A 22,411-nucleotide genomic window follows, 5' to 3' on the forward strand; every position below is an offset into this window, starting at 1 on the left:
CGTGAGATAGAAAAAAAAGACCGGTCCGTCGGACCGGTCTTTCTGGTTTTGAATCAAGCGCCAATCAGCGCAATATACCCCGGATAAAGGTCGCGTCAGAAGAGTCATAATCCACGATCGAACCATAGGTAGCGACATGACCGGTTCCGGAAATGACATCCACCATGACGTAGACGTTCGTCAGATCATTGGAGTAGCCGGCATAGTCACGGATAATGTTATTCACCTGGAGGAGTTGTCCCGGGTTCAGATTAAAAGTGAGACCTCTGGGTTCCTCAAAGAAGGGATCCACTGTGACAAATACCGTTGCCGATGCGCCGCCGATCTCCACGAGGCCGACGTTGGACCGGAATTTAGGTGAATGTTCTAGGCCGAGGATGAAGAGCGTACCGGAGCCGTTCGTTACCGCATCCTTACTTCGGAAGGCCATGGTCCCCTGGCCGTACGTCCATCCATTGTCCAGTAGGTTGTAAATCCGGTTAAAGGCGAAGATCTGGGATGGATCCACCGAACGGATCGCAACCGTACCCTTACCGAGCTCCACGCCAAAGAGCTTAAAGACAATATCGTCATAAACGGCCATGGTCCATGCCGGCATTGTGACTTCCTGTGGAATTACATCTCCGGAATTTCCCGACTCCGGGATGTACTCCACGGTGAAAGTCTGGCTGGTTGCCGATGCGTTCAGCAGAGTGACATCACTGCGCCACTGGGTCCCCGCTGAACCGGGTGCATGGACCGCGGCCGGCAGGAAGAGATCTTCCGTTGCCCGGGTGACAGCAGAAGGAATAACACCGGGAATCGTCGTCGGATCATTCGTGTCCCGGTCGATGACGCTGCCCAAAACATGGACCGATCCGCCGCCGTCACTGTACACAACCGCATATCCTCGAGGTGCGGTGGAATTGGACTGGTAAAAGACATTGGTCAACTGCCACTGAGAGAAGGGTTCCATCGTTCTGGAAAGCGGATTCCCCGTCAGATTTCCATTTTCATCAAAAAGCTTGACAAGGACTTCCGCGCTGACGCCGGAGATTTCCGTAATGAAGAGGTTGGAACGGAACCGTTCCGAGTTGACAAGGCCAAGGACATAGGTCGCTCCACCCTCGGCTCCCATGATTTCATCGGATTCCGGACTGGTGATGGACTGACCGTAGGTCTTTCCCTCAATATCCGTCGTGAACGTGCGGCTCTGGATGATCATATCCTCCACCCCCGTGCCGCGAACCTGAACGAAACCGGAAGCCGCATCCTGCTGGAAGTAATCACCCAGAAGATCCAGCATCATGACGGAGAACATGTCGTCCATGTCAAAATCCATGACCATGGCGCTGGTACTCCGAACCTTCTGCTGCATGGCTCCCCAGATGAAACGATTCGTCCCCCGGGTCACGCCGTCGGATTCCGCCGTTAGACGATCCCGGTACGCATGGAGGGTATCCATGTCGAGGGTTACGGGATCTCCCGTTTTCAGGAGATTGTCCAGGGCCAGAGATGCACGCTCCGAACAGGTTGCCCGGGCTGTCGGACCCCAGGGAAGGGCATGGGCATCACTCGACCAGAAGGAACCCTCGGCGCCACCGAGACCGGTAGCCACAATGGGGAGGGTTCGTGTCGGATCGCCGGATCCGGTCCATGAGCCCAGAAAGGCCTGGGGCCGGACGGTCCATGCCACGGCGGCAACTGCATCTTCCGATCCTTCCGCCGTGAAGTGGATGTATCCACCGTGGGAACCGGCCCTCTGCATGGAAGAGGAAACACTCAAGGTGCAGCTGACTGCGGCACCGGGACCCAGCTGTCCGCTCGACGGTGAGACGGAAAGCCATGGGATATCCTCGAGAGCCTGCCATATGGCGGCTCCGCTCCCTGTGTTCTGCAGGGTGCAGGTCTGGGATTGCGGAGTGGCACCCAGAAGGCTGACAAAGGTATAACGGCTCGGAGTGACTACCAGTTCAGGAGTCCCCCCGGTGGAAGATGAAACCTGAAGTTGAACGGAAAGAACAGCTTCCACGGTTTCCCGGGTTGTGCCCGTGAAGGTGATCAATCCCTCGTAATTTCCGGGAACGAGGCCGACCAGGTCCACCGTCAGGGTGCCTTTGGTGGCTGTGGATCCTTCGGTCGAAGATCCCTGGGTGGGAGAAACCAGGAGCCAGGACTGGTTGGATGATGCCGTCCAGGGGATCGTCCCCTCGTTGGAAATGACCCAGAAATTCTTGGTGATTGTTCCCTGGCCCGCGTACCCCTGCAGAGTAAACCCTGCCGGATCGGTCTCCAGAGGCGGGGAAAGAGCTTGAATGTAAAATTCGGGAGAGGTACCCACAGCCGAGGGTATTCTCAGGTCCGGAGCAAGGTACTGAGATTCCTCCGCATAAAATTTAAACAGATACTTGGGGTAGCCCACCATGGATGCTGTGGGGGTAAAGGCACGGGTGGAAGGAGATATATTCACGTTGTTCAGTGTCTGAAGGACAACATCTCCCGCCGTTGCCGTGCGCCCGCACAGTTCGATTTTCGAAAATTTTGACGGGCAATAGTGAGAAGCGGACCAGGTGAGGTTATAGGTCTGCCCCACGTACCAGATTTCCCCTGCTGTCGGGGACATGACGGTCACATTGCATCCCGAGGCATTCATCAGGAGTGCTCCCACCAGCGTCAGGGTCACCATGACGCCCAAAATAATTACTTTTTTCATAGAATCCTCCTCATCCAGAGCATGGGATTAGATTACCCTTAACCTGCTGGGTTGTCAATGAGTGAAAGGTTCCTGCCTGACCCGATAGAGAATGACCTCGGCATGTTTTCTGTAAATGATGTCTGACCGGGAAAAGACCTTGACGGGCTGGAGACGCCAGCCTTTCCATGGGTTCAGTCGAAGAAAGTCCGGGTCGTCGGTAAAGATGACATTCTTCAAGGTTCCCTCGACGGGCGCCGGCCCTGCAGCGAGGGAAGCCAGGACGGGCAGGTCGGGAAAGTACCACTTCACCTGTCTGCGGCTGTCTCCCAGGTAGATCGTACATTGAGCTTCAGGATGAGTATTTTTCCATGATTGCAGGCTGACACCCAGTTGAACGGGAGGGGGTGGTTCCCGGTGAGCCTGGATCGCCAGAGGCAGAGTCAGGGAGAAAATCAGGGCTGGAAACAAAAACCCGGCGACGGCCGTGAAGCGGGGAAGATTTCTGAACCCCGCCAGGGGAAGGAGGACCAGAAGCGGCAGGATCGGGCAGTAGTATCGTACATCGGGGGGAAGGGCAACAAGGATAATCAGGACATGAATCAGGACCCAGGGAAGATTCCTGCGCCAGAAGTCCGACTGCGCAGGTTCCCGATAGGTTCCGCCCAGGAAGTAGATTCCCGTTCCGAAAAGCCATACAATCAATCCCAGGCATCCGACAACCGCTTGTGCTCCCAGACCAAGCCCGTGGGAAAACCATCGACCGATATGGGAACGGATCCGATCCACAACACGGCCCGGGGTGACCGGGTCGGCTCCCAGGTAGACATCGGGTTTATCCAGCCGCCATTGCCACTGGGTGACCACAAGCCTCGGGTAGGCGGACCAGTCGGGTCCCGGGTCGGTTCTGTGAGCCTGAATCCACACCAGGGGTACCAGCCAGAGAGCCAGGCAGAGGACCATGAGAGCGACCCCGAAAAGAAACCGCTTCATGCCGCTCTTTGCATCCACGAGACAGAAGAGAAAGATGACAATAATGATAAACGTATACTGGGGACGCATTCCGGCGGCCAGGCCTCCCGAAAGGGCTGCCCCCGCCATCCAGGGCAGTTTTCGAGTTCTCTGATAAGAGGCGGCCATGAAGAGCTCGCCGGCGATCAGGGCTGATGCCGGGATATCGGTGAGGGCTTTGGTGGCGGTCATCCAGGGGCCTGCGGCCCATCCTGTGGTGATGGCGGTAAGAAGAGAGGTCACCCTTCCGAACGATGGCAGGAGAAAGAGGTACCACATGGCAAGATAGATGCCGCCAAAGAGGCACGATGTCCAGATCAGAGAATGTTCAGGTGAGACTCCTGTCAGAGTGCGGATCAGCTTTCCTGAAAGGATATAGAGAGGGTACCCCGGAGGGTGAGGCTGGTAAAGGGATACATCGAAATGCTCAACGCCCAGGGCGAAATTGACACTGTCCCATTCATCCAGAGCACAGGAACTTGTTGCCAGGTAAAGAGCGGTAAAGGCCAGGAAGAGACCCGTCGCAATGAACCAGTCATGTTTTCGATAGAAGAAGCATGGGGTGGAATTCTTTGGTTCGGATCCTGCCATCCGCTTCATGATAGCAGACCTGGTCTATAAGTTTCGCGTTGACATTTCCGGCTGTTCCCCGATACACTGGGTCCCCATGTTTGACCAGTTAACGGAAAAGTTGCAGAAAGTCTTTCGCACCCTGCACGGGGAAGGCCATCTCTCCGAATTCCAGGTGGATAAGGGGCTCAAAGAGCTCCGTATGGTCCTTCTGGGTGCAGATATCCATTTCTCCGTCGTGAAGGACCTCATGGAACGGATTCGCCTACAGGCCGTTGGGGAATCCGTTCTGAAAAGCCTCACCCCGGCCCAGCAGATCATCAAGATTGTCCGGGATGAGATGATCCAGACCCTGGGAGAGCAGGCTCCGCTTGTTCTCAAGGGACAGCCGACCGTCCTTCTCCTGGCAGGCCTTCAGGGATCGGGAAAAACGACAACCTGTGCCAAGCTTGCCTTTTCTTTGAAGCGTCAGGGGAAGCGGGTCTTCCTCGTTCCCGCAGACATTCGCCGTCCCGCCGCCAGGGAACAGTTGATTACGCTGGCCCGAGGGATTCAGGTGGATGTATGGGACACAAGGGTCGATAACGTCGGTGAGCTTGCGGATCGAACGCTGAAGCACGCAAAAACCATGGCCTATGATGTCGTCATTTACGATACCGCCGGGCGGCTCCATGTTGATCCTGAGATGATGTCCGAACTGGTGGATCTGGTGAACCGTGTTCACCCCCATGAAGTCCTCTATGTGGCCGACGCGATGACCGGGCAGGATGCCGTCCGGAGTGCGGGAGAATTCCATCGGACCGTCCCGCTCACAGGAATTATCCTTACCAAAATGGATGGAGACGCACGCGGGGGAGCGGCTCTCTCCGTGCGTTCCGTTACCGGTGTTCCTGTCAAGTTTATGGGAGTGGGTGAAAAACCCACGGATTTTGAAACTTTCGATCCGATACGGCTCACCGGTCGAATCCTCGGGATGGGGGATACCCTCTCTCTCATTGAAAGGGCTGAATCCGCCATTGAAGAGGATGAAGCCGAAGAGATGGCCCGACGGTTGAAAAAACAGCAGTTTACCCTGGAGGACGTGAAAAAGCAGTTGAAGATGATTAAAAAGATGGGTTCTCTTTCCGATATTCTTGGTTCCCTGCCTGTGGGCGGTCCCTTCAAGGCACTCAAGAATGCCAATCTGGACGACCGGGCCATGGTGAGGGTGGAAGCCATCATCGATTCGATGACCCCATTGGAGCGCGAGCGTCCCGACATTCTCAACGCATCCCGGAAGCGCCGCATTGCCTCCGGATCCGGAACCACCGTTCAGGATATCAATCGATTGATCAAGCAGTATCGCCAGATGAAAGATATGATGCGCAGGTTTGGCAAGAATCTCGTTTTCTGATATACTGTTCGCTCTCATCTGTAGGAGGTCTTATGGTTATTATTCGTCTGAAACGCGTGGGCTCCAAGCACCGGCCCTGCTACCGAGTGGTCGTGACCGATTCCCGCAATCGAAAAGTGGGTGCTTACCTCAATGTCGTTGGGACCTATGATCCGGGGAAGAATCCCCCCGAGGTTACACTGGACATGGAGAAAATCGCCGAGTGGAAATCCAAGGGTGCGATGGTCTCCGATACCGTCGCTTCCCTCATAAGGAGGTTTGGGCATGAGGCAGCTCATTGAACAGATCGTAAAGCTTCTGGTTGACAAGCCTGATGATGTGGAAGTGAACGAGCTTGAAGGGGAGCAGACAACCGTGCTGGAATTGAAGGTTGCCAAAGAAGACCTGGGGAAGGTCATCGGAAAGCAGGGGCGCACGGCCCGAGCCCTGCGTACGATCCTGAATGCGGCCGGTATGAAGATTAACAAGAGATACGTTCTTCAAATCATTGAATAAGCCGTACCTCGTAGGGAGAATCCTGAAACCCCACGGAATCCGCGGGGAGGTAAGGGCAGAGATTATCACGGATTTTCCTGAACGCTTTCAGCATCTCCAGACAATTATGCTTGCCCCGCCGGAAGGTGGGGCTTTTGTTGTCCGTGGGATAAAAAACGTCCGTTTCCACAAGACATTTGTTCTTCTCACACTCTCGGAGGTTGAGGACCGCGATACTGCCGAAGCTCTTCGTGGGTGGGAACTGTACGTTCCGGAAGAGGAACGATGGGAGACCGGCGATGATTTTTTCTACTACCATGAATTGCTCGATCTTTCCGTGATCCTCCCGGGCGGGGAATATGTAGGGAAGGTTACAGGATTTGAACAGGGTACACAGATCATCCTTCAGATCACCAGGGAGGATGGAAGTGAAGTTCTGGTTCCCTTCGTAGCAGACTTCGTTGAAGTGCACCGGAATGAAAAGATTATCGTCCATCCCATTCCGGGTCTTCTGAGCCGCCAGGAAACTGCCGATGAGAATTGATGTCCTGACGATCTTTCCAGGGATGTTTCAACCCATGGACTATTCTCTGGCAGGAAAAGCTCGGGAACGGGGTCTTGTCGACCTTCATATCCATGATCTCCGGGACTTTGCCGACGATCGTTCCAGGCAGGTGGACGATCTGCCTTACGGAGGTGGTCCGGGGATGGTCATTGCCGCCCCTCCGGTCATCCGTGCCCTGGAACATGTTCGAAATGTGGGACCCAGAACAAACACACCCTACGTCCTTCTCATGACGCCGCAGGGTACGCCCCTGACGCAACCCATTCTGGAGCGGCTGGCTCAAAAAGATTGGCTCACCTTCCTCTGCGGACGGTACGAAGGAATCGACGAGAGGGTCGTCGAGCTGGGCCTGGTTCAGGAGGAAATCTCTATTGGAGATTACGTTCTGGGTGGAGGAGAGCTTCCTGCCATGGTTCTCCTGGAGGGCATTCTTCGACTCATTCCCGATGTTGTCGGGAACCGCGATTCCATCGATGAAGATTCCTTCACTTCGGGACTCCTGGACTGTCCTCACTATACGCGGCCGGAAGAGGTCATGGAGATCCGGGTTCCCGAGGTTCTCCGTTCCGGAGATTCGGCAGCCATTGCGCGGTGGCGACGAAGGCAGTCTGTAGTAAGGACGCTGAGGCGAAGGCCCGACCTGCTTCTTACTGCCCGTCTGACTGAAGAAGATAGAGAATTTCTGGAAACCTTGAACGAAGAGAGCCCCGGGTTATAAATATTCAGACTCGGTTAAGAAGTTTGTTCACTGAGAGCGCACTGAGCCTGAAATAGTGTTCCAGCAAGCGGTCGGAAGGAATGCGGGAGAGGGCGGTATAGGCCTTCTGAAGAAGATAGAGAGCAAAAAAAGCCGGGGAGATGCGAAGGTTTCGATAATAGGTGGAAACAAGGGGACGGCCCGTTTGGGCGGATCGATGAATCGCCCTTGCCAGAAGTTCTGCACCCCTGGCGGCAAAGTAAATCCCGCCTCCTGTCACCGGGTTTACCATTCCGGCAGCGTCTCCCACCACGGCAATCCGGTTCGTTGCCAACCGGGAGGGCATCATGGTAGGGATAAGTCCAGCACGGCGGCTCTGAATTGAACAGTGTTTATATCGATGGAGAAGATATTGATTGAGGATTTCCTTCAGCTTTATCCCGGGTAGATGTCGATACAGGCAGCCGATTCCCGCATTGACCATGTGATCCAGGCTGAAAACCCAGCCGTATCCCGAAGGAAGGATAGAGGGATCGACAAAAAAAGTCGCATCCCCTGCGGAATCTTCGGCTTCCACCCTCCATGTGAGGGCCAGGGCTGTCGCGGGACCGGGTTGATAGCCGATTCCAGGTGCCATGGTCCGGGGCCCATCGGCAAAGACAGCGTACTCTGCTTCATGAATTGCATTTCTTACACGGATGTGGACCCGATTCTCTGTTTCATCACATCCTGTTACCGTGGAGGAGGTTCGTAAGGATACACCCCTTGATACTGCCCAGGCCGCAAGAGATTGATCCAGAATTTCCCGACGAGTTAACACAAGAGGGACCGGCTCCATCTCGATAAGGGGTTCACCCGTAAATGTCTCCAGAATGGCCCTGCTTACGGGGATATGGGGTGCATTGATTTCATATTTTGAGAGGATCTCCGTCGCGAAGGCCCCGCCACAGACCGATCGGATACCCGGAGATGATCCGCGTTCAAAGAGAGTAACATCGTGATCCCATCCCGCCAGACGACCCGCACAGATCAGACCGGAAACGCCGCCTCCGATGACCGCTATGGTTGCCATTTTATAAAACGGAGAGATTTCCCCGGGGAGTCAGGATTTCATCCTGATAGGTACCGGAAGCCACGCGAACTCCCGGAAGGACGATCGTTCGATCCATTCGGATTGGAGGTTCGAGATAGACCCCCCGACCGAGAATGACATGGTGCAACTCGACATCGGGTCCCATGTAAGTTCCCCTGGGGATCAGGGTATTCCGGGAAGGATCGTACATCGTACCGGGTGGAACTGCACGACGGCCCTGGTTCTCCAGGAGATCCAGATTGGCTTGTAGATACTGAAGCGGTGTTCCGGCTTCGCGCCAGAACCCGTGAAAGGGGTGAAGTACAACCCGAATCCTGCCTTCCCGGACCGCAGGCAGGTAGATATCCTCAAAGAGACGGGAACAACCTTCGGGGAAATGGTTGATCCATTCCGTCGATAAGATCTGAATACCCGTATAGGTCCAGCCATGGTTTTCTTTAGAGACACCTTTGAGCAAACCATCATTTCCAAAGGTCAGCGCCGTCGTTCCTCTGACATAGGGCACGCATAATAAAACGACATCGGCACCGGCCCGGTTCATCGTCGACAACATCTCTTCAGGGTTCAGAGGAAAGGCGATACTGTCTCCATTTACGGTCATCAAATAGGTCACCGACGGTTTCATGGTTCGCCATAGATTGGCAATTCCCCCTCCGGTACCAAGGATTTCCGGTTCTCTGGCAAAGGTAGTCGAGGATCGGTACACGCTTCGATTGACGGTACGTTCAACAAGGTCGGGAAGGTAGTGGAGGTTTACACCAAATTGAATGACACCCGACCTCCGCAGGGTGTCCATAATACGGAGGATAATGGGGCGGTTTGCAATTGGAAGGCATGGTTTGGGAAGGTTATCCGTCAGGGGCCTGAGCCTCGTTCCCAGGCCTGCGGAAAGAATCAGAGAAATCATGCGAAGATCATGTCGCCAGTTTTCTGCGTCAGTCGGAACAATGCGACATAGGAAAGCGTTACAGCAGTCCGGGTATCAAGACCCAGGCGTCCGGCAGCAGCGTAGACCTGTTCCGAGGGACCTTCGATTTCAAGAAAAGTTCCGATTGGAGTTTCATCGAGGCAGAGGGTCAATTCGTCGAAGATCCATTCGGTTCTGTATTTCTGATACCGGAAAGATGGCTGATACCCCAGAGATTGAAGGATATTCAGCATTTCGTCAAAATCGTTCACGCTGACTTCAAGTTCTTCCCGCAGCTTCATTCCCTCTTCGACACGAGGATGACTCTTTACCGTGACGGTTACCCTGTTTCCACACCTGCGTAAGCGAAGTACCATGTCGCGGGACACAAGCTTCCCCTCCGCATCGTCAAAGAGAATGTTGTCTTCAAAATTTCGTTCCCGATGGAGGCTTGCTCCCTGGGCCTCCAGAGTCAGTCTCAGTTTGACTGCGTTGTTAACGCTGAACTTGACTTCACTTTCCAGCGCCATTTTCTACCGAGATGTTCCAGAGAAACATCTGGCTCGACGGATGAACGGAATATCCTTTGATCCTCGTATTCCAGACGGCACTCTGTGCTCCCCAGAACAGGGGCACGGAGGGCGATTCTCTTCGGAAAATTTCCAGTGCCTTGGTCAGGGAGATCTTGAGTTCGTACCCTTCCTGCACCCTGGCGCGGGAAACAATCTGATCAAATTCCTTATTGGAAAAGCGGGATACGTTGTTATGCCCGATGGAATCCGTATGGAAATTCGCCGCGAGAAACTCCACGGGATCCCCATTGTCCGCAATCCAACCGTTCAGGGCCATGTCGATATCACCCCCGCGAATTCGTGGGAAATAGTTGTCAGGGTCGGATTGGACTGTGACCTTTAATCCGACATCCTCGAGATACTTCTTAATCTCCATGGCGATACCGTGGGGATCGGGCATGTAGGGACGGGGGGCCCAGGACTCAAGGAGGCGAATCGGCTTGGATACATCGACTCCCGACTGTTCGATCATGCGCTTCGCGAGGCCGGGATCATAGGGAGTGGGCTTGACCATCGTTTTAAACAGGGTTGGAGGAATGGCCGTCGTTGCCGGCGCGCCCGAAGCCCCGGGAAAGAATTTGCGGGCCATATCCACGACATTGATGGCATGGGCGATCGCCTCCCGGACTCGTATATTGGATAAGGGAGCCTTAAGGATATTCATGCTGAGAAAGGCGGTGTTGGATCCAAGCTTAGTCTCGATATAGAGGAAGGGATACTGGCGAAGCTTCAATACGGCATCACTCGTAAGCCATTCAGCCAGGTCGATTTCCCTGGCGATCAGGCCGTTAATGAGGGCATCCTGGTTGGGGTAAACGATAAAGATCATCTGGTCTACCTTGACGCGACCTTTCCACCATGAAGGGTTCGCTTCAATCGTCAGACGCTTGCCCTTTTCCCAGGACTTAAAGATATACGGCCCTGTGCCGTAGGGTTTTCCCGTCGCTTTCAGGCTGGGAAGCGAAATGGCGTAATAGGGCTGCGCAAGAAAGTCGTTGAAGTGGGCATCTCCGCTCGGAAGGGTGAACTCCACTGACATTTCGCCGGTTTTTCGAATCGTCGCCACAAAATTGGGCACATCCTTAAAGGACGCGACCACGACGTCCGCCGTCAGGGGAGTCCCGTCGTGAAACTTAACGTCTTTTCGAAGATCATAGGTCCACGTTTTCCAGTCTTCCGAATGTTTCCACGAAGCGGCTAGACTCGGCACGATGTCCAGTGAATCGTCCTTGAAGCTCACAAGGTTTTCAAAGACATTGTACAGAACGGCACTGGAGATGGTATCCAGAGCCACGTGAGGATCGATTGAACTTATGTCACTTACAATGCCGATCCTTACTGTGCTTTCTGAAAAAGCGCAAAGCGCTCCAAGCATGAGCGCAAGACATAACATAAACCTCTTCATGGCGCCTCCTGTCACTGTATACGGGCTTTAGAGAGATAGGTTCTCCCGAACAAGCTTTTCTGTTTTATCCATCGCATCGGTGGCAAAGATAACGGTGTTGAAATCTGTTGTGAAGATCGAAGTGATATTAATCCGGGCCAGGGCAAGGGTGTGGAGCAGATCCTTCATCTTCTCCGAACCGCACAGGGGGATAAAGAATGCTTCCTCAATGGAGTAAGGGAAGGTAAGGTTGTTCAGGATCTCCTTTGCTGTATCCACATCCTCGGGAACCAGGTGTACGATTCCGGAATGACCGCCGTCCGAGGCCAGCAGGGCTCGCAGACCCACCCCTGCCTGAGTCATGGATCGGAAAATTTCCCCGAGGACCCCCGGCCGGGACGGAGCCTGAATGGCGATGGTCTGTATTCGTTCCATGTTCACTCCTCGTCTCAGAGCCCTGAGCAGGCCTTGAGCGCGCACCATTATAACGTTATTGCTTTGGATTCCCAAGAGATCGTGAATGGCGGGTTAATCCCAGCCCAGTTTGCTCTCGTTCAGGTACAGGGTCCAACCCAGACAGTACGCCCAGGCGATCGTGAAATAGGATGTAATGATCCCGGCAACCATGCCTCCAAGGATGGGAATGAAACCCAGGACAAAGTTGGCAAGCGCCGATATAACCCAGGTAATGATCATGGCGACAAGAACGGCAGTGTAATCCAGCTTGATCTTGAGGATATGCTCCACGACAAAGTCAGGACGGAAGGCAATCCATTTGTTGTCCCACACGGCCACCATTCCCAGGGCCATGGGGTAATAGAGAATGCCGGCAATCACCAGGGGAATATTTGCAAGAATTATCATGAAAAAACCGGGGGGGCCCAGCTTGAGAAGATTGCTTAGAAAGAAAAAATTGATTAGAACGATCGGGATCCAGATGGCCAGTGTGACGACGACTCCAATGAGACCGCGAGAAATCAGGTCCCCCAGTTCATAATCCGGTCCGGAATCCATGGCCTTTTTCCCGCTTGAGCTGGTCGAGATCACATGGACGACATATGCAAATCCCAGAAGGTAGAACACATAAGAAAAAGGAATAAAGGCCTTTCCGAACCAGAAAAGAATCCCCACACCCAGGGTGGTGACCCACGACATTCCTTCAACGGGATAAAGAAAGACTCGATCCAGCTGTTTCCAGAATGGTTTTTCCAGCCATCGAAGATCGGCTTTTTCCATGGTGGCCCAGCAGGCGGGACACTGTATCACCTCTCTGTGAGCAACCTGCTTCGGAGTTGAGCAGGCCGCGCAGTACCCGCGGCTGCATTGAATACAGGTCGATACGGCCACCTTGTCATGGTGATTAACACAGTGTTTACTCGTAACGATCGTGAAACGGCTGAAAAGATCTTTGAAGGATTCATCTTCGTTCAGGGGGTGAAAATTGATTCCATCCTCGGAAATCTGATCCCAGGGGTAGGCCCGACGAGCGCGGATCCGCTGACGGACGCCATCGGCAGTCAGGGATAACGGCGGGCCGCCCGGAGTATGGAGAAGATAGTTTCCTTCCGGGGCCGGGGGTTCCGCCTGTTGAACGGGAGGAGAGGGTTGTTGCGGAGAAGATGCCAGGGGGGCCTCCGGTGGTTCCCGGAAGGCCCCCTGATTGTTGACAAAGATTCGACCCTTACATTGATGACACCTGCCCCACGCCCCCTGTTCCGGCACGTGTTCGGACGGAATCGAATGAGACGTCTTGCAGTGCGGGCAGGTGAAGGTAAAGGGCATCTCTCTACATGTCTGGAAGGTAGAAGCAGATAACCTTCGGTTCTGTCATCTCCTGGAGCGAAAACTTCAATCCCTCGCGCCCCAGACCCGAATATTTGATGCCGCCAAAGGGCATGGAGTCAAGGCGATAGTCGGTGGAATCATTCACCATTACACCGCCGCAATCAAGGCCGTAGGCGGCCTTAAAAGCGATATCGACGTTGGAGGTGAAGACGGCCGCGTGAAGCCCGTAGGGGAGACTGTTGGATTTTTCAATGGCCTCGTCCAGGTTGGATACCGGATAGAGGTTGACCGCGGGGCCGAAGACCTCTTCCCTGTGGATCGTGGCGGTTTCGGGAACATGTTCCAGCACGGTGGGCTCCATGAGGGCTCCGGTCCGTTTCCCTCCTGCAAGGACCCTGGCTCCCTGATTCACGGCTTCTCCGACCCAGCGCTCCACCCGTTTGGCTTCTCCCTCGGTAATCATGGGCCCCATATCCGTCTCTTCCTTCATCTTGTCCCCGATTTTGTAGGCCCGTGTCAGTTCAGCGAACCGGGTTTTGAAGGGTTCGTAAATGTCCGAATGAATGTAAATTCTCTGGACCCCGATGCAGTTCTGGCCGGCAGCCCAGAAGGCGCCGGAAACACAGGATTCGACCGCCATTTCCAGGTTGGTGTCCTTCCAGACAATCACGGGCGAATTGGAACCCAGTTCCATTCCTATCTTTTTGATGCCGGCAAGGGATGCGATACGCTTTCCGGCCTCCACACCGCCCGTAAAGGAAATCATTCGGACCCGCTCATCCTGGACAAGAGGGTCTCCAATTTCCCCTCCGAATCCGGTAAGGACCTGGAGAACACCCCCGGGGAGGCCGGCTTCCATAAAGGCTTCGGCAAGCTTAAGGGCTGAAAGGGGAGTTACCGTGGCAGGCTTCAATACAACGGAGTTTCCAGCGGCAATGGCAGGTCCCAGCTTGTGGGCCACGAGGTTCAGAGGATCGTTGAAGGGAGTGATGGCGGCGATAATTCCGATGGGGAATCGATAGTAAAAACCTCGACGTTTCTCTCCGCCCGGAAAGGAATCAAAGGGGATTGTCTCTCCCAGGATGCGCTTGGCTTCCTCCGCGCTGGCCGTGAGAGTGTTGACGCACCGAGAGGCTTCCTTTCGTGCCTCGCGGATTGTTTTGGAACCTTCCCGGGCAATTGTGGTAGCAAAGTCGTCCAGGCGTTCCCTGACGATCGCGGCCGTTTTAAAGAGAATTGTCGCCCGATCGTACACGGTCATCTTTCGGGCCGTCTCATACCCGCGAACGGCATGCCCCAGGGCTGTTTCAACATCCGCCGGGGTAGCCCGGGGAATGGTGTCGATGATGCTGGAATCAAAAGGATCGATGACATCAATCGTTTTGTCCCGATCTACCCATGTGTCACCCAAAAGCATTTTCATCGGCAACCTCCTGCGTGGATCAGGTCAATCAGCATACTGTACCCGGTTTCCTTGCGTCCGGCACCGGGGCCCACAACGGTCACGTCAGAAAGGGAGTCGGTGGTGATGGTAGCCGCGTTGGTGGCTCCCATGACACCTGCCAGGGGATGGGCAAGGTCCATCTGCATAGGGGCGACCGAAGCTTTGACATGGTCTCCATCCCGCCAGATCCGTCCGATGAGCTTGTAGCGTTTTCCCTTTCCCTTTGCATCCCGGATCATGTCCGCGGTAATCCCGGTGATGCCCTCGCAGGGATTGTCGAAGGGTTTCAGCTTTGCACCAAAGACGACATTCGCCAGGATTGTGACCTTGGCAAGGGCGTCCCATCCAAGAACATCGGCATCGGGCACGGCTTCCGCGTATCCGAGCTCCTGGGCCTTTTTCAGTGCATCTTCATACGAGAGGCCTTCTTCCATGCGGGTCAGGATGTAATTGGTGGTTCCGTTCAGGATTCCCTTGATTTCCGTGATTTTTGTCCCTGCCAGGGTCTCCCGGATCAGGTTCAGCAGTGGTGTTCCGCTCATGACGGTTCCTTCGAAGAGAAACTTTACGCCATGGTTCCGGGCCAGTTCTGCAAGTTCCCGGTAATGGAGTGCCAGGGGGCCCTTGTTGGATGTAACGACATGCATCCCTCGCTCGAGTGCTGCACGAACATGACCCGTAGCCGGTTCTCCGGTCTTGATGTCGGTGTAGGTGGCTTCCAGCATGACATCCGCGTCGGCCTGACGGATCAGGGTCAGGACGTCCCCTTCAAATTTGGGTCCCGCGGCTCCTTCCAGGTTGGTCCCGGCCTTAACAGCATCGAGTGCCTTTGTCAGGTCGATTCCTCCCGGATCGTAGATCGTGCCCTTCTGCATGTCGGCGATTCCGACTACTTTGACCTCCAGGCCATGGCATTCCCGGAGTGTCTGTTCCTTTTCGACCAGGAGCTCTGCGAGTCCCTGGCCTACTGTCCCAAAGCCAATAAACAATGCCTTCATGAAAAACCTCCTAAAGTATGGATAGTGCCTGTTCCAGATCTGCAACCACGTCGTCCGGGTGTTCTCCTCCCACGCAGAGACGGATAAGGTTGAATGGGATCCCGGCAAGCTTGCGGCCTTCTTCTCCCTGCTGCTGGTGCGTCGATATGGCAGGAATGGTTGCAACCGACTTGACCCGTCCCAGATCCGTCGCTCTCCAGATATGATTAAACCGGTCGAAGACGTTTCTTGTATCCTGAGCTGACCCTTTGATTCGGAATGACATCAGATGGCCAAAGGCCGCTGCGTCGGAATCCGCCATCTGCATATACCGGGACGCAAGGCCGTGAAGAGGGTGATTGGAAAGTCCGAGATAATCGACTCCCTCAATCTTCGGATGGTTGTCCAGGAATCGGGCTACTTTCATGGTGTTGGCGGAAAACCATTCCATCCGAATTCTAAGTGTGCGCATTTCATTCAGAAGGAAAAAGGCGGAATAGGGAGACATGCATGGGCCTGAATCCCGGAAGGGCCACAGCTTCAGCCAGGTTGCAAAATCTGCCTTGATCTCATCCGGGAGATGGCGGCTAGTCAGGTTGTGGCGGGCAATGACGGCTCCGCCGATTGTGCCTCCGCCGCTTCCGGCGGTTTTGGTCAATGAGTGGACCACAATATCAGCCCCGTACTGGATGGGACGCATCAGGGCAGGAGTGGCAATCGTTCCATCCACGATGAGGGGAATGCCGTGGGAGTGGGCCAGGTCGGCGACGGTCTGGACGTCAAAGCAGGCCTGCTGGGGGTTGGAGGGCATCTCTGCGTAAAGAAAACGGGTGTTTTCGTCGATCAGGGATTCCCACTCCTTCATCTCCCAGGGTTCCGTAACCCAGCGGACCTCCGCATTCCGTTCCCGCATCCGGAGGTTGAACAGCTGAAAGGTTCCGCCGTACACCTGGGCTGCGGATACGAAGTTGACCTTTCCCCCTCCCCCAAGGCTCAGGTCCAGGAAGGGTTCCGCGGCCTGCTTGATGGCCGCCATGCCGGATGAGGTGCAGAGCGCGGAAGCATTCGCATCACAGCGGTAGGTTTCCAGGAGGGCAAGCGTCTCTTCAAGGTAATAGGTGGTTGGATTATGAATTCTCGAGTAGCACCATGTCGGAATGAGATAGGCAAGGCCGGCCTCCATCTCGTCCGAATCCCGGTAGGCCTGCGATGTGGACGGCATGATGGGCTCGATAATACCGCCCTGACCACCCCGAAATGCTTCTTCTACAGAGTACATCCCATGGACCGCAATGGTGTCGAATTTCAACGATCTCACCTTGTTCCGGTATGCCTGTCGTCGCTCGAGGTATACCTTCGCCTCCTCTACATAGCGGTTCACACCGGCCGACATGGACTGATCCATAACCTAGCCCCCTTTCAATATGGAGTTATGGTGCCAGTATAAACGAGGCGCTTCGAAAGTGAAAGGGCAGGAATCAGGGTTTCCGTGAAAGGGCCAGTCCGTACCCCCTCGGATCGCTCGCCGCCTCTCCATCGGAGGAGACAGCCTGCGCATTGCACCAGGTATCCCCCGTCAGAATCCGATATCCGGCCATGGTCATTGATTTTTCCAGGAGATTCGAAATGCCTTCCTCCAGTTCGACCTGATCCGGAAGACCCTGGTGGTGAATTCGCGGCGCTTTTATCGCTTCGGAAAGCTCCATCCCTCCATCGAGGAGGTGAAGAAGAATCTGCGCCACGGTGGTGATGATCCGGGAGCCTCCCGGAGTTCCCACGACATAGTGAACCCTGGATCCCGTAGCCACAATGGTAGGACTCATGGAAGACAGCGGCCGCTTCCCCGGCTCCACGGCATTGGCTCGACCGCCTACCAGACCGTACAGATTGGGCGTCCCCGGCTTAACGGAAAAGTCGTCCATTTCATTATTCAGAAGAAATCCCGCCGTCATGACGCCGCTTCCAAAAGTTCCATTCAACGTGGTGGTCATGGAGACGGCCAAACCGGAATCATCGAGAATGGAAAGATGGGTAGTGTCCGGACTCTCTACGGGAATGACCTGGTCCGAAAAACAGTCCCAGGGGTGGGCCTTCATGGGATCCAGGGACAGGAGTTCATCGAGGAACCGGTCCCGATCACGCAGAGCGTCCAGGGGAACTTCCACAAAATCCCTGTCACCCATGAACCTGGCCCGGTCCCGATAAGCCAGCTGGCAGGCCCGAATGAAGAGACGCCAGTATGGTTCAGGATTTTGATTGTGGGCCTGGGGAGCCATCCACTCCATTGATTGCAGAATTCTTCTCAGGCAGAGGCCCCCCGAAGAAGGCAGGGGCGCACTGTATATGTCATAACCCCGGAAGGTGAAATGTTCCGGCTGCCGGAGGATCACCCGGTAGGATGCGAGGTCTTCCAGAGACAAGATGCCGCCATGACGCTTCGTTTCTTTCACAATGGAGGCGGATATGGGACCGCTGTAAAAGGCGGAAGCACCTCCATTCCGAATTGCGGTAAGCGTTTGGGAGAGGAGCGGCTGGACGAGGAGGGTTCCTTCCTCCAGTGGACCACCGTCCTTTCCAAAGGTCCGGGCTGAAGCTTCGAATTTCGACAGTAGAGGCCACGATTCCCTGAAATCCTCTGCCAGGCCACGGGAAATGGGGAATCCATCCTTTGCGAGGCTGATGGCCGGTGCAACAAGGGTGGACCATGGCAGGGTTCCGCACATTCTGTGAAGTTCTTCCAGGCCGGCCGGCGTGCCGGGAACCCCTGAAGCCGCCCCGCCCTCCAGGCTCATACCGGGAACGGGATTTCCTTCTCGATCCAGGAACATCGTGGAAGTGGACATTCTCGGGGCCTGTTCCCGAAAATCGATAAACTGCGGACCCTGGGGCAGAAAAACCAGAGCGAACCCCCCTCCTCCAAGATTCCCGGCCTGGGGATAGGTTACGGCAAGGGCCAGGGCCGTGGCTATGGCCGCGTCACAGGCGTTCCCTCCCTGGTCCAGGATGTTGGCACCCACCTGCGTCGCAAGCGGGTCGGCCGTGGCAATCTGATAGGCGGGGAGAGGCAGTGCATGTAAAAGGATGAAAAGAACGGTTACGAATTGGAACCGGATACCCATGAATCCATTGTACCTCAGAGGTTGACAGGGCAGGGTTCCCCATCTACCATGGTGGGGAGCGGAGGGTTTTCCGCCATGAAATGTCGTGCCTTTGGGAGGAGGTATCATGGTATCGATTTCCGAGAGAGCTCAAACCATCCAGGCGTCCCCGATCCGCCGGCTCGTCCCTCTGGCCGACGCGGCTAAGAAACAGGGAAAGACCGTCTACCATCTGAATATCGGGCAACCGGATATTCCTACACCGGAGCCAATGGTCCGGGCGATTCAGACCTTTGATCACAAGGTCATCAGCTACGGCCATTCCGAGGGGCTGCTCGATCTCAGAATTGAAATTGCAAAGTACTTCCAGAGGTACGGCATTCCCATCAAGACGGAGGAGGTTCTTGTCACCATCGCGGGGAGCGAGGCCATCCATTTCGCCTTCTGCGCGGTGGCGGACGTCGGGGATGAAATCATCATTCCCGAGCCCTTCTATACCAATTACAACGGATTTGCCACCTTCGCCCAGGTCAAGATCGTTCCGGTCACCACGAAGGCAGAAGAGGGATTTCATCTTCCTCCCATGAGTGAGATCGAAGCAAAGATCACCTCCCGGACCCGGGCGATTCTTCTATGCTCCCCGAACAACCCGACCGGCACGATCTATACTCCGGAAGAACTTGCCGGGGTGGCCGAACTTGTCCGGAGGCACAATCTTTTCCTGATCGGGGATGAAGTCTACAAAGAGTTTGCCTACGACGGCCAGACCCACATGAGCATCCTGGAACTTCCGGGCCTTGAAGATCGAACGATTGTCGCCGACTCCATTTCCAAGCGTTTTTCTGCCTGCGGCGCAAGGATCGGTTGTCTTGTATGCCGAAACCCGAAGGTTATCGAGTCGATCACCAGGTTTGCCCAGGCCCGTCTTTGCCCGCAGACGGTGGAACAGGTGGCCGCCGTGGCCGCCTATCGAATGGACCCTGCCTACTTTGATCCTATCCGGGAAGAGTATCAGCGCCGCAGAGATGCCATGTATGAAGCCTGTCAGTCCATCGAAGGCCTCGTCCTCAAGAAACCCAGAGGGGCCTTCTATATGCTGGCCAAGCTGCCCATCCCCGATGCCGATGACTTTGCGAGATGGCTCCTGACCGACTATGACCTTAACCATGAGACGGTTATGGTGGCTCCCGGTAACGGATTTTATGCCACGCCGGGACTCGGGGAGGATGAAATCCGGCTGGCCTATGTTCTCAACGTGGAGAGTATCCGGAGGGCCATGAAGGTATTGGAGGAAGGATTAAAACAGTACCGGACCGAGCGGAACCTCTGAACGGAATCGTTTAGATCTAAGAGGCTGTTCCCGGCTTCACCCGAAACGACTCTTCGATCTCCCGGACCTTCATTTCGAGATCAGTCGGCCCATTGTCACGTTGAAAAGACAGGTGCAGCGTCGCCTCCAATGCTTTTGTCAGGGGGACGATAAGGTCATGGCTGTTCAGTCTGGGATGGACTTCAGATACCGTCGAAACGCTGGCATGGAAGGGGAATTTTGTAACGCCCCGCTGCAGACGTTCGTCAAATCCGACCAGGATGCTCCCATGCTGGAGGAAAGCACCCTGACGGACCGCCATGGCCGAACCGACGATCTTTCGTCCGTCCACCGCGATTTCTCCCGGGCTGGGAAGCGTGAAACAGGGGGAAGGGATCCTGGGCGAATGAGGTTGGACTTCACCAGTCTCCCACAGCGTCGCCGGGATCTTCATATCCTGAAATCCCCGCACAAGAGCCCGGCAGATCAGAGTGTAAGCATCCTGAAATCGACGCGGAAAGGGATCCTGTCCCAGGATTCCCGTCAGGCAATAGGTGAGCTCTCTATGGTGAAGAACCCCCCGTCCGCCCGTTGGACGTCGTACGACATCGATCCCTTCCTTTGAACAGAAATCCCAGTCCACCGTTTCATCGGCCTGCTGCGCATGCCCCAGGGATAAAGCCGGAGGATTCCAGGTATAGAACCGGAGTACGGGCCGCCCGCTTTCCCGCGTGAATTCACGGAGAACAACATCCCAGGCCATGTTTCGATGGCCGGGAAGCGGGTGATCGTGGATCAGAAAATATCCAGGATGATGTGACAAATAAAGATGGGCAGAAAGGTAAGGATCAGCCCTTGTGGTGTTTTCCCGAAGATTTGGAGTCCTTGTTCGGCTCTTTCTCTTCGGCCGGTTTTTCCTCCGCCGGTTCTTTCTCTAAAGGGCGATCTTTTTCGGCAGTTTTGGGCTTGTCCTCTTTCTTGTCGGTTACTTTCATATCCACGGAACCTCGAAAGAGAGCGCCTTCGGCGATGATGACCTGGGGAGAGCGGATGTCACCCTCCAGCACACCCTGGGGCTTCAGCTCGACAGCGTCTACGGCTTCCATCTTTCCTTTGACTTTGCCGGAAATAACGATGCGGCGGGCTTTGATCCCCGCTTTGACTTCTCCGCCCTCTTCCACAAAGACGGTAGCATCGGACAGGACTTCCCCCTGAAACGAGCCCGTGATCGTCAGATCATCACGGGTCGACAGCGTTCCTTCAACATGGGTCTGGGGCCCGATATGGGCTCCCGATTTTGCAGTCAGTTTTGCCGCCGGCTGTGGAGACTGGTTGGGGGTCAGCCGCTGGGGCACGGGTTCTTTTGTTTCTTTGCCGAAAAGGCCCATAGTTGATCTCCCGGAAAGAATATGGAGCGGGCAACGGGAATCGAACCCGCGACTCTGAGCTTGGGAAGCTCATACTCTACCAGCTGAGTTATGCCCGCGTCAGAGTTACTATAGTATGGCAGGTGGGACCTGTCAACACTCCGGAAGCCGGAAAAGATCTTCTTGCCTTCCGGTTGACTTTCTGGCATTCTAGGTGGGGAGGCGCTATGGAAACGTTGTTAAAGAAGATTGAAGGATACCTGAAGGATTTCATCGGAGACAGCATCGCGTACGATGCGGAAGAAGAAGCCTATGTTGTCTTCTATGGTTCCACGGTTGTAAAAATATCCCCTCTGCCGTTTGGCGATGAAAAGCTTGTGGAGATCATGGCCTTCGTAGTCCAGGATGTCAATCCGACCCAGGACTTAATGGAACATCTTCTCTTTCTGAATTACAAGATTCCCGTGGGAGCGTTCAGCCTTGTCGGGAGAGATATCTTTTACTCCCACGCCGTACTGGCACGTCAGCTTACTCCGGACGTCCTGAAAGTTTCCATGTCCGTCGTTGCATCCGTCGCCGATGAAGAAGACGACTATATTGTCCTGAAATACGGTGGCAAGCGGGCCATCGAGAAAGTGGCACAACCAAAAGAATCCCGCCATAACTAATGGACCGACAGCTGAACTATCTCCGGGCGGCAGCCACTGTAACGGACGCCCTGCTTCTCCTGGTCGTGGCCCTGGCCTTCGGATATCTTCTTACCCTGCTCTTTCAGGCGGTAGCACCCGCCAGTACGACAGTCACCTATGTATTCTGGAGAATCTGGCTCGGTATTGCCGTCGTAACCTTTCTCCTTCGTGACTGGTATGGAAGTCCGGGAAAACGTGCGTTTGGAATTCGAGTTCTGGGAGATCGAGGGAAATCGATCACCATCACCCAGAGTATCGTACGGAATGGATTTCTCCTTCTGCCACTTCTGAACCTATACGAAGCCTATCGGCTATTAATTCAGCAAAAACGCAGGCTCGGAGACATCCTCGCCGGTTCCGTCTTTATGGAGGAATGATTCGACGCCGAAATCTCAGGGAGTGTGG

At 54.9% G+C, this 22,411-nt stretch carries 22 protein-coding genes and 1 tRNA gene; 8 read left to right on the forward strand and 15 right to left on the reverse strand.

Features of this window, described 5'->3' with window-relative positions; all coding sequences use genetic code 11:
* Positions 1-64: 64 nt before the first annotated feature.
* Complete coding sequence (locus PLD04_12265) at positions 65-2,692, reverse strand: hypothetical protein (protein ID HXK69108.1); 2,628 nt, start codon at positions 2,690-2,692, stop codon at positions 65-67.
* A 54-nt stretch (positions 2,693-2,746) separates the two neighbouring features.
* Positions 2,747-4,273 carry a hypothetical protein gene (locus PLD04_12270; GenBank protein HXK69109.1) on the reverse strand — a complete coding sequence of 509 codons (1,527 nt, stop codon included), beginning with the start codon at positions 4,271-4,273 and terminating at the stop codon, positions 2,747-2,749.
* A 76-nt stretch (positions 4,274-4,349) separates the two neighbouring features.
* On the opposite strand from PLD04_12270, the gene ffh reads away from it, so the two are divergent.
* Genes ffh through trmD form a run of 5 tightly spaced genes read left to right on the forward strand, consistent with a single transcriptional unit; the run spans position 4,350 to position 7,402 of the window.
* The gene (ffh, locus tag PLD04_12275) at positions 4,350-5,645 is read left to right on the forward strand and encodes a signal recognition particle protein (GenBank protein ID HXK69110.1); all 1,296 of its coding nucleotides are present in this window, start codon (positions 4,350-4,352) and stop codon (positions 5,643-5,645) included.
* A gap of 32 nt (positions 5,646-5,677) precedes the next feature.
* Positions 5,678-5,926, forward strand: coding sequence for a 30S ribosomal protein S16 (rpsP, locus tag PLD04_12280; protein ID HXK69111.1), 249 nt, complete (start codon positions 5,678-5,680; stop codon positions 5,924-5,926).
* Positions 5,910-6,140, forward strand: coding sequence for a KH domain-containing protein (locus PLD04_12285; protein ID HXK69112.1), 231 nt, complete (start codon positions 5,910-5,912; stop codon positions 6,138-6,140). The genes rpsP and PLD04_12285 overlap by 17 nt, the downstream gene beginning before the upstream one ends.
* On the forward strand, positions 6,133-6,663 hold the full coding sequence (gene rimM / locus PLD04_12290; GenBank protein ID HXK69113.1) for a ribosome maturation factor RimM: 531 nt from the start codon (positions 6,133-6,135) through the stop codon (positions 6,661-6,663). Before PLD04_12285 ends, rimM begins: the two co-directional genes overlap by 8 nt.
* On the forward strand, positions 6,653-7,402 hold the full coding sequence (trmD, locus tag PLD04_12295; protein HXK69114.1) for a tRNA (guanosine(37)-N1)-methyltransferase TrmD: 750 nt from the start codon (positions 6,653-6,655) through the stop codon (positions 7,400-7,402). Before rimM ends, trmD begins: the two co-directional genes overlap by 11 nt.
* Before the next feature lie 4 nt (positions 7,403-7,406).
* Here the strand turns inward: trmD and PLD04_12300 are convergent, their stop codons facing one another.
* From PLD04_12300 to ggt, 10 genes are all read right to left on the reverse strand, one after another.
* On the reverse strand, positions 7,407-8,453 hold the full coding sequence (locus tag PLD04_12300; protein HXK69115.1) for an NAD(P)/FAD-dependent oxidoreductase: 1,047 nt from the start codon (positions 8,451-8,453) through the stop codon (positions 7,407-7,409).
* 1 nt (position 8,454) lies between these two features.
* On the reverse strand, positions 8,455-9,381 hold the full coding sequence (locus PLD04_12305; protein HXK69116.1) for an NDP-sugar synthase: 927 nt from the start codon (positions 9,379-9,381) through the stop codon (positions 8,455-8,457).
* Positions 9,378-9,911 carry a class IV adenylate cyclase gene (cyaB, locus tag PLD04_12310; protein HXK69117.1) on the reverse strand — a complete coding sequence of 178 codons (534 nt, stop codon included), beginning with the start codon at positions 9,909-9,911 and terminating at the stop codon, positions 9,378-9,380. Before cyaB ends, PLD04_12305 begins: the two co-directional genes overlap by 4 nt.
* Entirely contained in the window at positions 9,895-11,358 is a 1,464-nt protein-coding gene (locus PLD04_12315; GenBank protein ID HXK69118.1) for an ABC transporter substrate-binding protein, read from the reverse strand. The genes cyaB and PLD04_12315 overlap by 17 nt, the downstream gene beginning before the upstream one ends.
* 27 nt (positions 11,359-11,385) lie before the next feature.
* Positions 11,386-11,772, reverse strand: coding sequence for a hypothetical protein (locus tag PLD04_12320; GenBank protein HXK69119.1), 387 nt, complete (start codon positions 11,770-11,772; stop codon positions 11,386-11,388).
* A 93-nt stretch (positions 11,773-11,865) separates the two neighbouring features.
* Entirely contained in the window at positions 11,866-13,119 is a 1,254-nt protein-coding gene (locus PLD04_12325; GenBank protein HXK69120.1) for a hypothetical protein, read from the reverse strand.
* 4 nt (positions 13,120-13,123) lie between these two features.
* Positions 13,124-14,545, reverse strand: coding sequence for an aldehyde dehydrogenase family protein (locus tag PLD04_12330; protein HXK69121.1), 1,422 nt, complete (start codon positions 14,543-14,545; stop codon positions 13,124-13,126).
* Positions 14,542-15,564, reverse strand: coding sequence for a homoserine dehydrogenase (locus PLD04_12335; protein HXK69122.1), 1,023 nt, complete (start codon positions 15,562-15,564; stop codon positions 14,542-14,544). Before PLD04_12335 ends, PLD04_12330 begins: the two co-directional genes overlap by 4 nt.
* 10 nt (positions 15,565-15,574) lie before the next feature.
* The gene (locus tag PLD04_12340) at positions 15,575-16,948 is read right to left on the reverse strand and encodes an aminotransferase class V-fold PLP-dependent enzyme (GenBank protein HXK69123.1); all 1,374 of its coding nucleotides are present in this window, start codon (positions 16,946-16,948) and stop codon (positions 15,575-15,577) included.
* 73 nt (positions 16,949-17,021) lie between these two features.
* Complete coding sequence (gene ggt, locus PLD04_12345) at positions 17,022-18,662, reverse strand: gamma-glutamyltransferase (GenBank protein ID HXK69124.1); 1,641 nt, start codon at positions 18,660-18,662, stop codon at positions 17,022-17,024.
* Between the two features lie 106 nt (positions 18,663-18,768).
* Between ggt and PLD04_12350 the strand changes: the two genes are divergently transcribed.
* Entirely contained in the window at positions 18,769-19,971 is a 1,203-nt protein-coding gene (locus tag PLD04_12350) for a pyridoxal phosphate-dependent aminotransferase (GenBank protein HXK69125.1), read from the forward strand.
* A gap of 16 nt (positions 19,972-19,987) precedes the next feature.
* Here the strand turns inward: PLD04_12350 and PLD04_12355 are convergent, their stop codons facing one another.
* From PLD04_12355 to PLD04_12365, 3 genes are all read right to left on the reverse strand, one after another.
* Positions 19,988-20,773 carry a lipoate--protein ligase family protein gene (locus PLD04_12355; GenBank protein ID HXK69126.1) on the reverse strand — a complete coding sequence of 262 codons (786 nt, stop codon included), beginning with the start codon at positions 20,771-20,773 and terminating at the stop codon, positions 19,988-19,990.
* Between the two features lie 25 nt (positions 20,774-20,798).
* The gene (locus PLD04_12360) at positions 20,799-21,338 is read right to left on the reverse strand and encodes a polymer-forming cytoskeletal protein (GenBank protein ID HXK69127.1); all 540 of its coding nucleotides are present in this window, start codon (positions 21,336-21,338) and stop codon (positions 20,799-20,801) included.
* 22 nt (positions 21,339-21,360) lie between these two features.
* Positions 21,361-21,436, reverse strand: a tRNA-Gly gene (locus PLD04_12365).
* Positions 21,437-21,544: 108 nt separating this feature from the next.
* Between PLD04_12365 and PLD04_12370 the strand changes: the two genes are divergently transcribed.
* Positions 21,545-21,985: a hypothetical protein gene (locus tag PLD04_12370; GenBank protein ID HXK69128.1), complete on the forward strand. Its 441-nt coding sequence runs from the start codon at positions 21,545-21,547 to the stop codon at positions 21,983-21,985.
* On the forward strand, positions 21,985-22,383 hold the full coding sequence (locus tag PLD04_12375; GenBank protein ID HXK69129.1) for an RDD family protein: 399 nt from the start codon (positions 21,985-21,987) through the stop codon (positions 22,381-22,383). Before PLD04_12370 ends, PLD04_12375 begins: the two co-directional genes overlap by 1 nt.
* The last annotated feature ends 28 nt before the right edge of the window (positions 22,384-22,411 follow it).

This window comes from Thermoanaerobaculia bacterium, from assembly GCA_035593605.1.
GTDB lineage: Bacteria > Acidobacteriota > Thermoanaerobaculia > UBA2201 > DAOSWS01 > DAOSWS01.

Bases quoted from the DNA above. Each gene is read 5' to 3' on its own strand.
- PLD04_12330 (HXK69121.1), bottom strand. From the start codon at position 14,545: ATGAAAATGCTTTTGGGTGACACATGGGTAGATCGGGACAAAACGATT.
- PLD04_12265 (HXK69108.1), bottom strand. From the start codon at position 2,692: ATGAAAAAAGTAATTATTTTGGGCGTCATGGTGACCCTGACGCTGGTG.
- ffh (HXK69110.1), top strand. From the start codon at position 4,350: ATGTTTGACCAGTTAACGGAAAAGTTGCAGAAAGTCTTTCGCACCCTG.
- cyaB (HXK69117.1), bottom strand. From the start codon at position 9,911: ATGGCGCTGGAAAGTGAAGTCAAGTTCAGCGTTAACAACGCAGTCAAA.
- PLD04_12335 (HXK69122.1), bottom strand. From the start codon at position 15,564: ATGAAGGCATTGTTTATTGGCTTTGGGACAGTAGGCCAGGGACTCGCA.
- PLD04_12360 (HXK69127.1), bottom strand. From the start codon at position 21,338: ATGGGCCTTTTCGGCAAAGAAACAAAAGAACCCGTGCCCCAGCGGCTG.
- PLD04_12375 (HXK69129.1), top strand. From the start codon at position 21,985: ATGGACCGACAGCTGAACTATCTCCGGGCGGCAGCCACTGTAACGGAC.
- PLD04_12305 (HXK69116.1), bottom strand. From the start codon at position 9,381: ATGATTTCTCTGATTCTTTCCGCAGGCCTGGGAACGAGGCTCAGGCCC.
- PLD04_12320 (HXK69119.1), bottom strand. From the start codon at position 11,772: ATGGAACGAATACAGACCATCGCCATTCAGGCTCCGTCCCGGCCGGGG.
- trmD (HXK69114.1), top strand. From the start codon at position 6,653: ATGAGAATTGATGTCCTGACGATCTTTCCAGGGATGTTTCAACCCATG.
- rpsP (HXK69111.1), top strand. From the start codon at position 5,678: ATGGTTATTATTCGTCTGAAACGCGTGGGCTCCAAGCACCGGCCCTGC.
- PLD04_12300 (HXK69115.1), bottom strand. From the start codon at position 8,453: ATGGCAACCATAGCGGTCATCGGAGGCGGCGTTTCCGGTCTGATCTGT.
- PLD04_12270 (HXK69109.1), bottom strand. From the start codon at position 4,273: ATGGCAGGATCCGAACCAAAGAATTCCACCCCATGCTTCTTCTATCGA.
- PLD04_12370 (HXK69128.1), top strand. From the start codon at position 21,545: ATGGAAACGTTGTTAAAGAAGATTGAAGGATACCTGAAGGATTTCATC.
- PLD04_12350 (HXK69125.1), top strand. From the start codon at position 18,769: ATGGTATCGATTTCCGAGAGAGCTCAAACCATCCAGGCGTCCCCGATC.
- PLD04_12325 (HXK69120.1), bottom strand. From the start codon at position 13,119: ATGCCCTTTACCTTCACCTGCCCGCACTGCAAGACGTCTCATTCGATT.
- PLD04_12315 (HXK69118.1), bottom strand. From the start codon at position 11,358: ATGAAGAGGTTTATGTTATGTCTTGCGCTCATGCTTGGAGCGCTTTGC.
- PLD04_12285 (HXK69112.1), top strand. From the start codon at position 5,910: ATGAGGCAGCTCATTGAACAGATCGTAAAGCTTCTGGTTGACAAGCCT.
- PLD04_12340 (HXK69123.1), bottom strand. From the start codon at position 16,948: ATGGATCAGTCCATGTCGGCCGGTGTGAACCGCTATGTAGAGGAGGCG.
- ggt (HXK69124.1), bottom strand. From the start codon at position 18,662: ATGGGTATCCGGTTCCAATTCGTAACCGTTCTTTTCATCCTTTTACAT.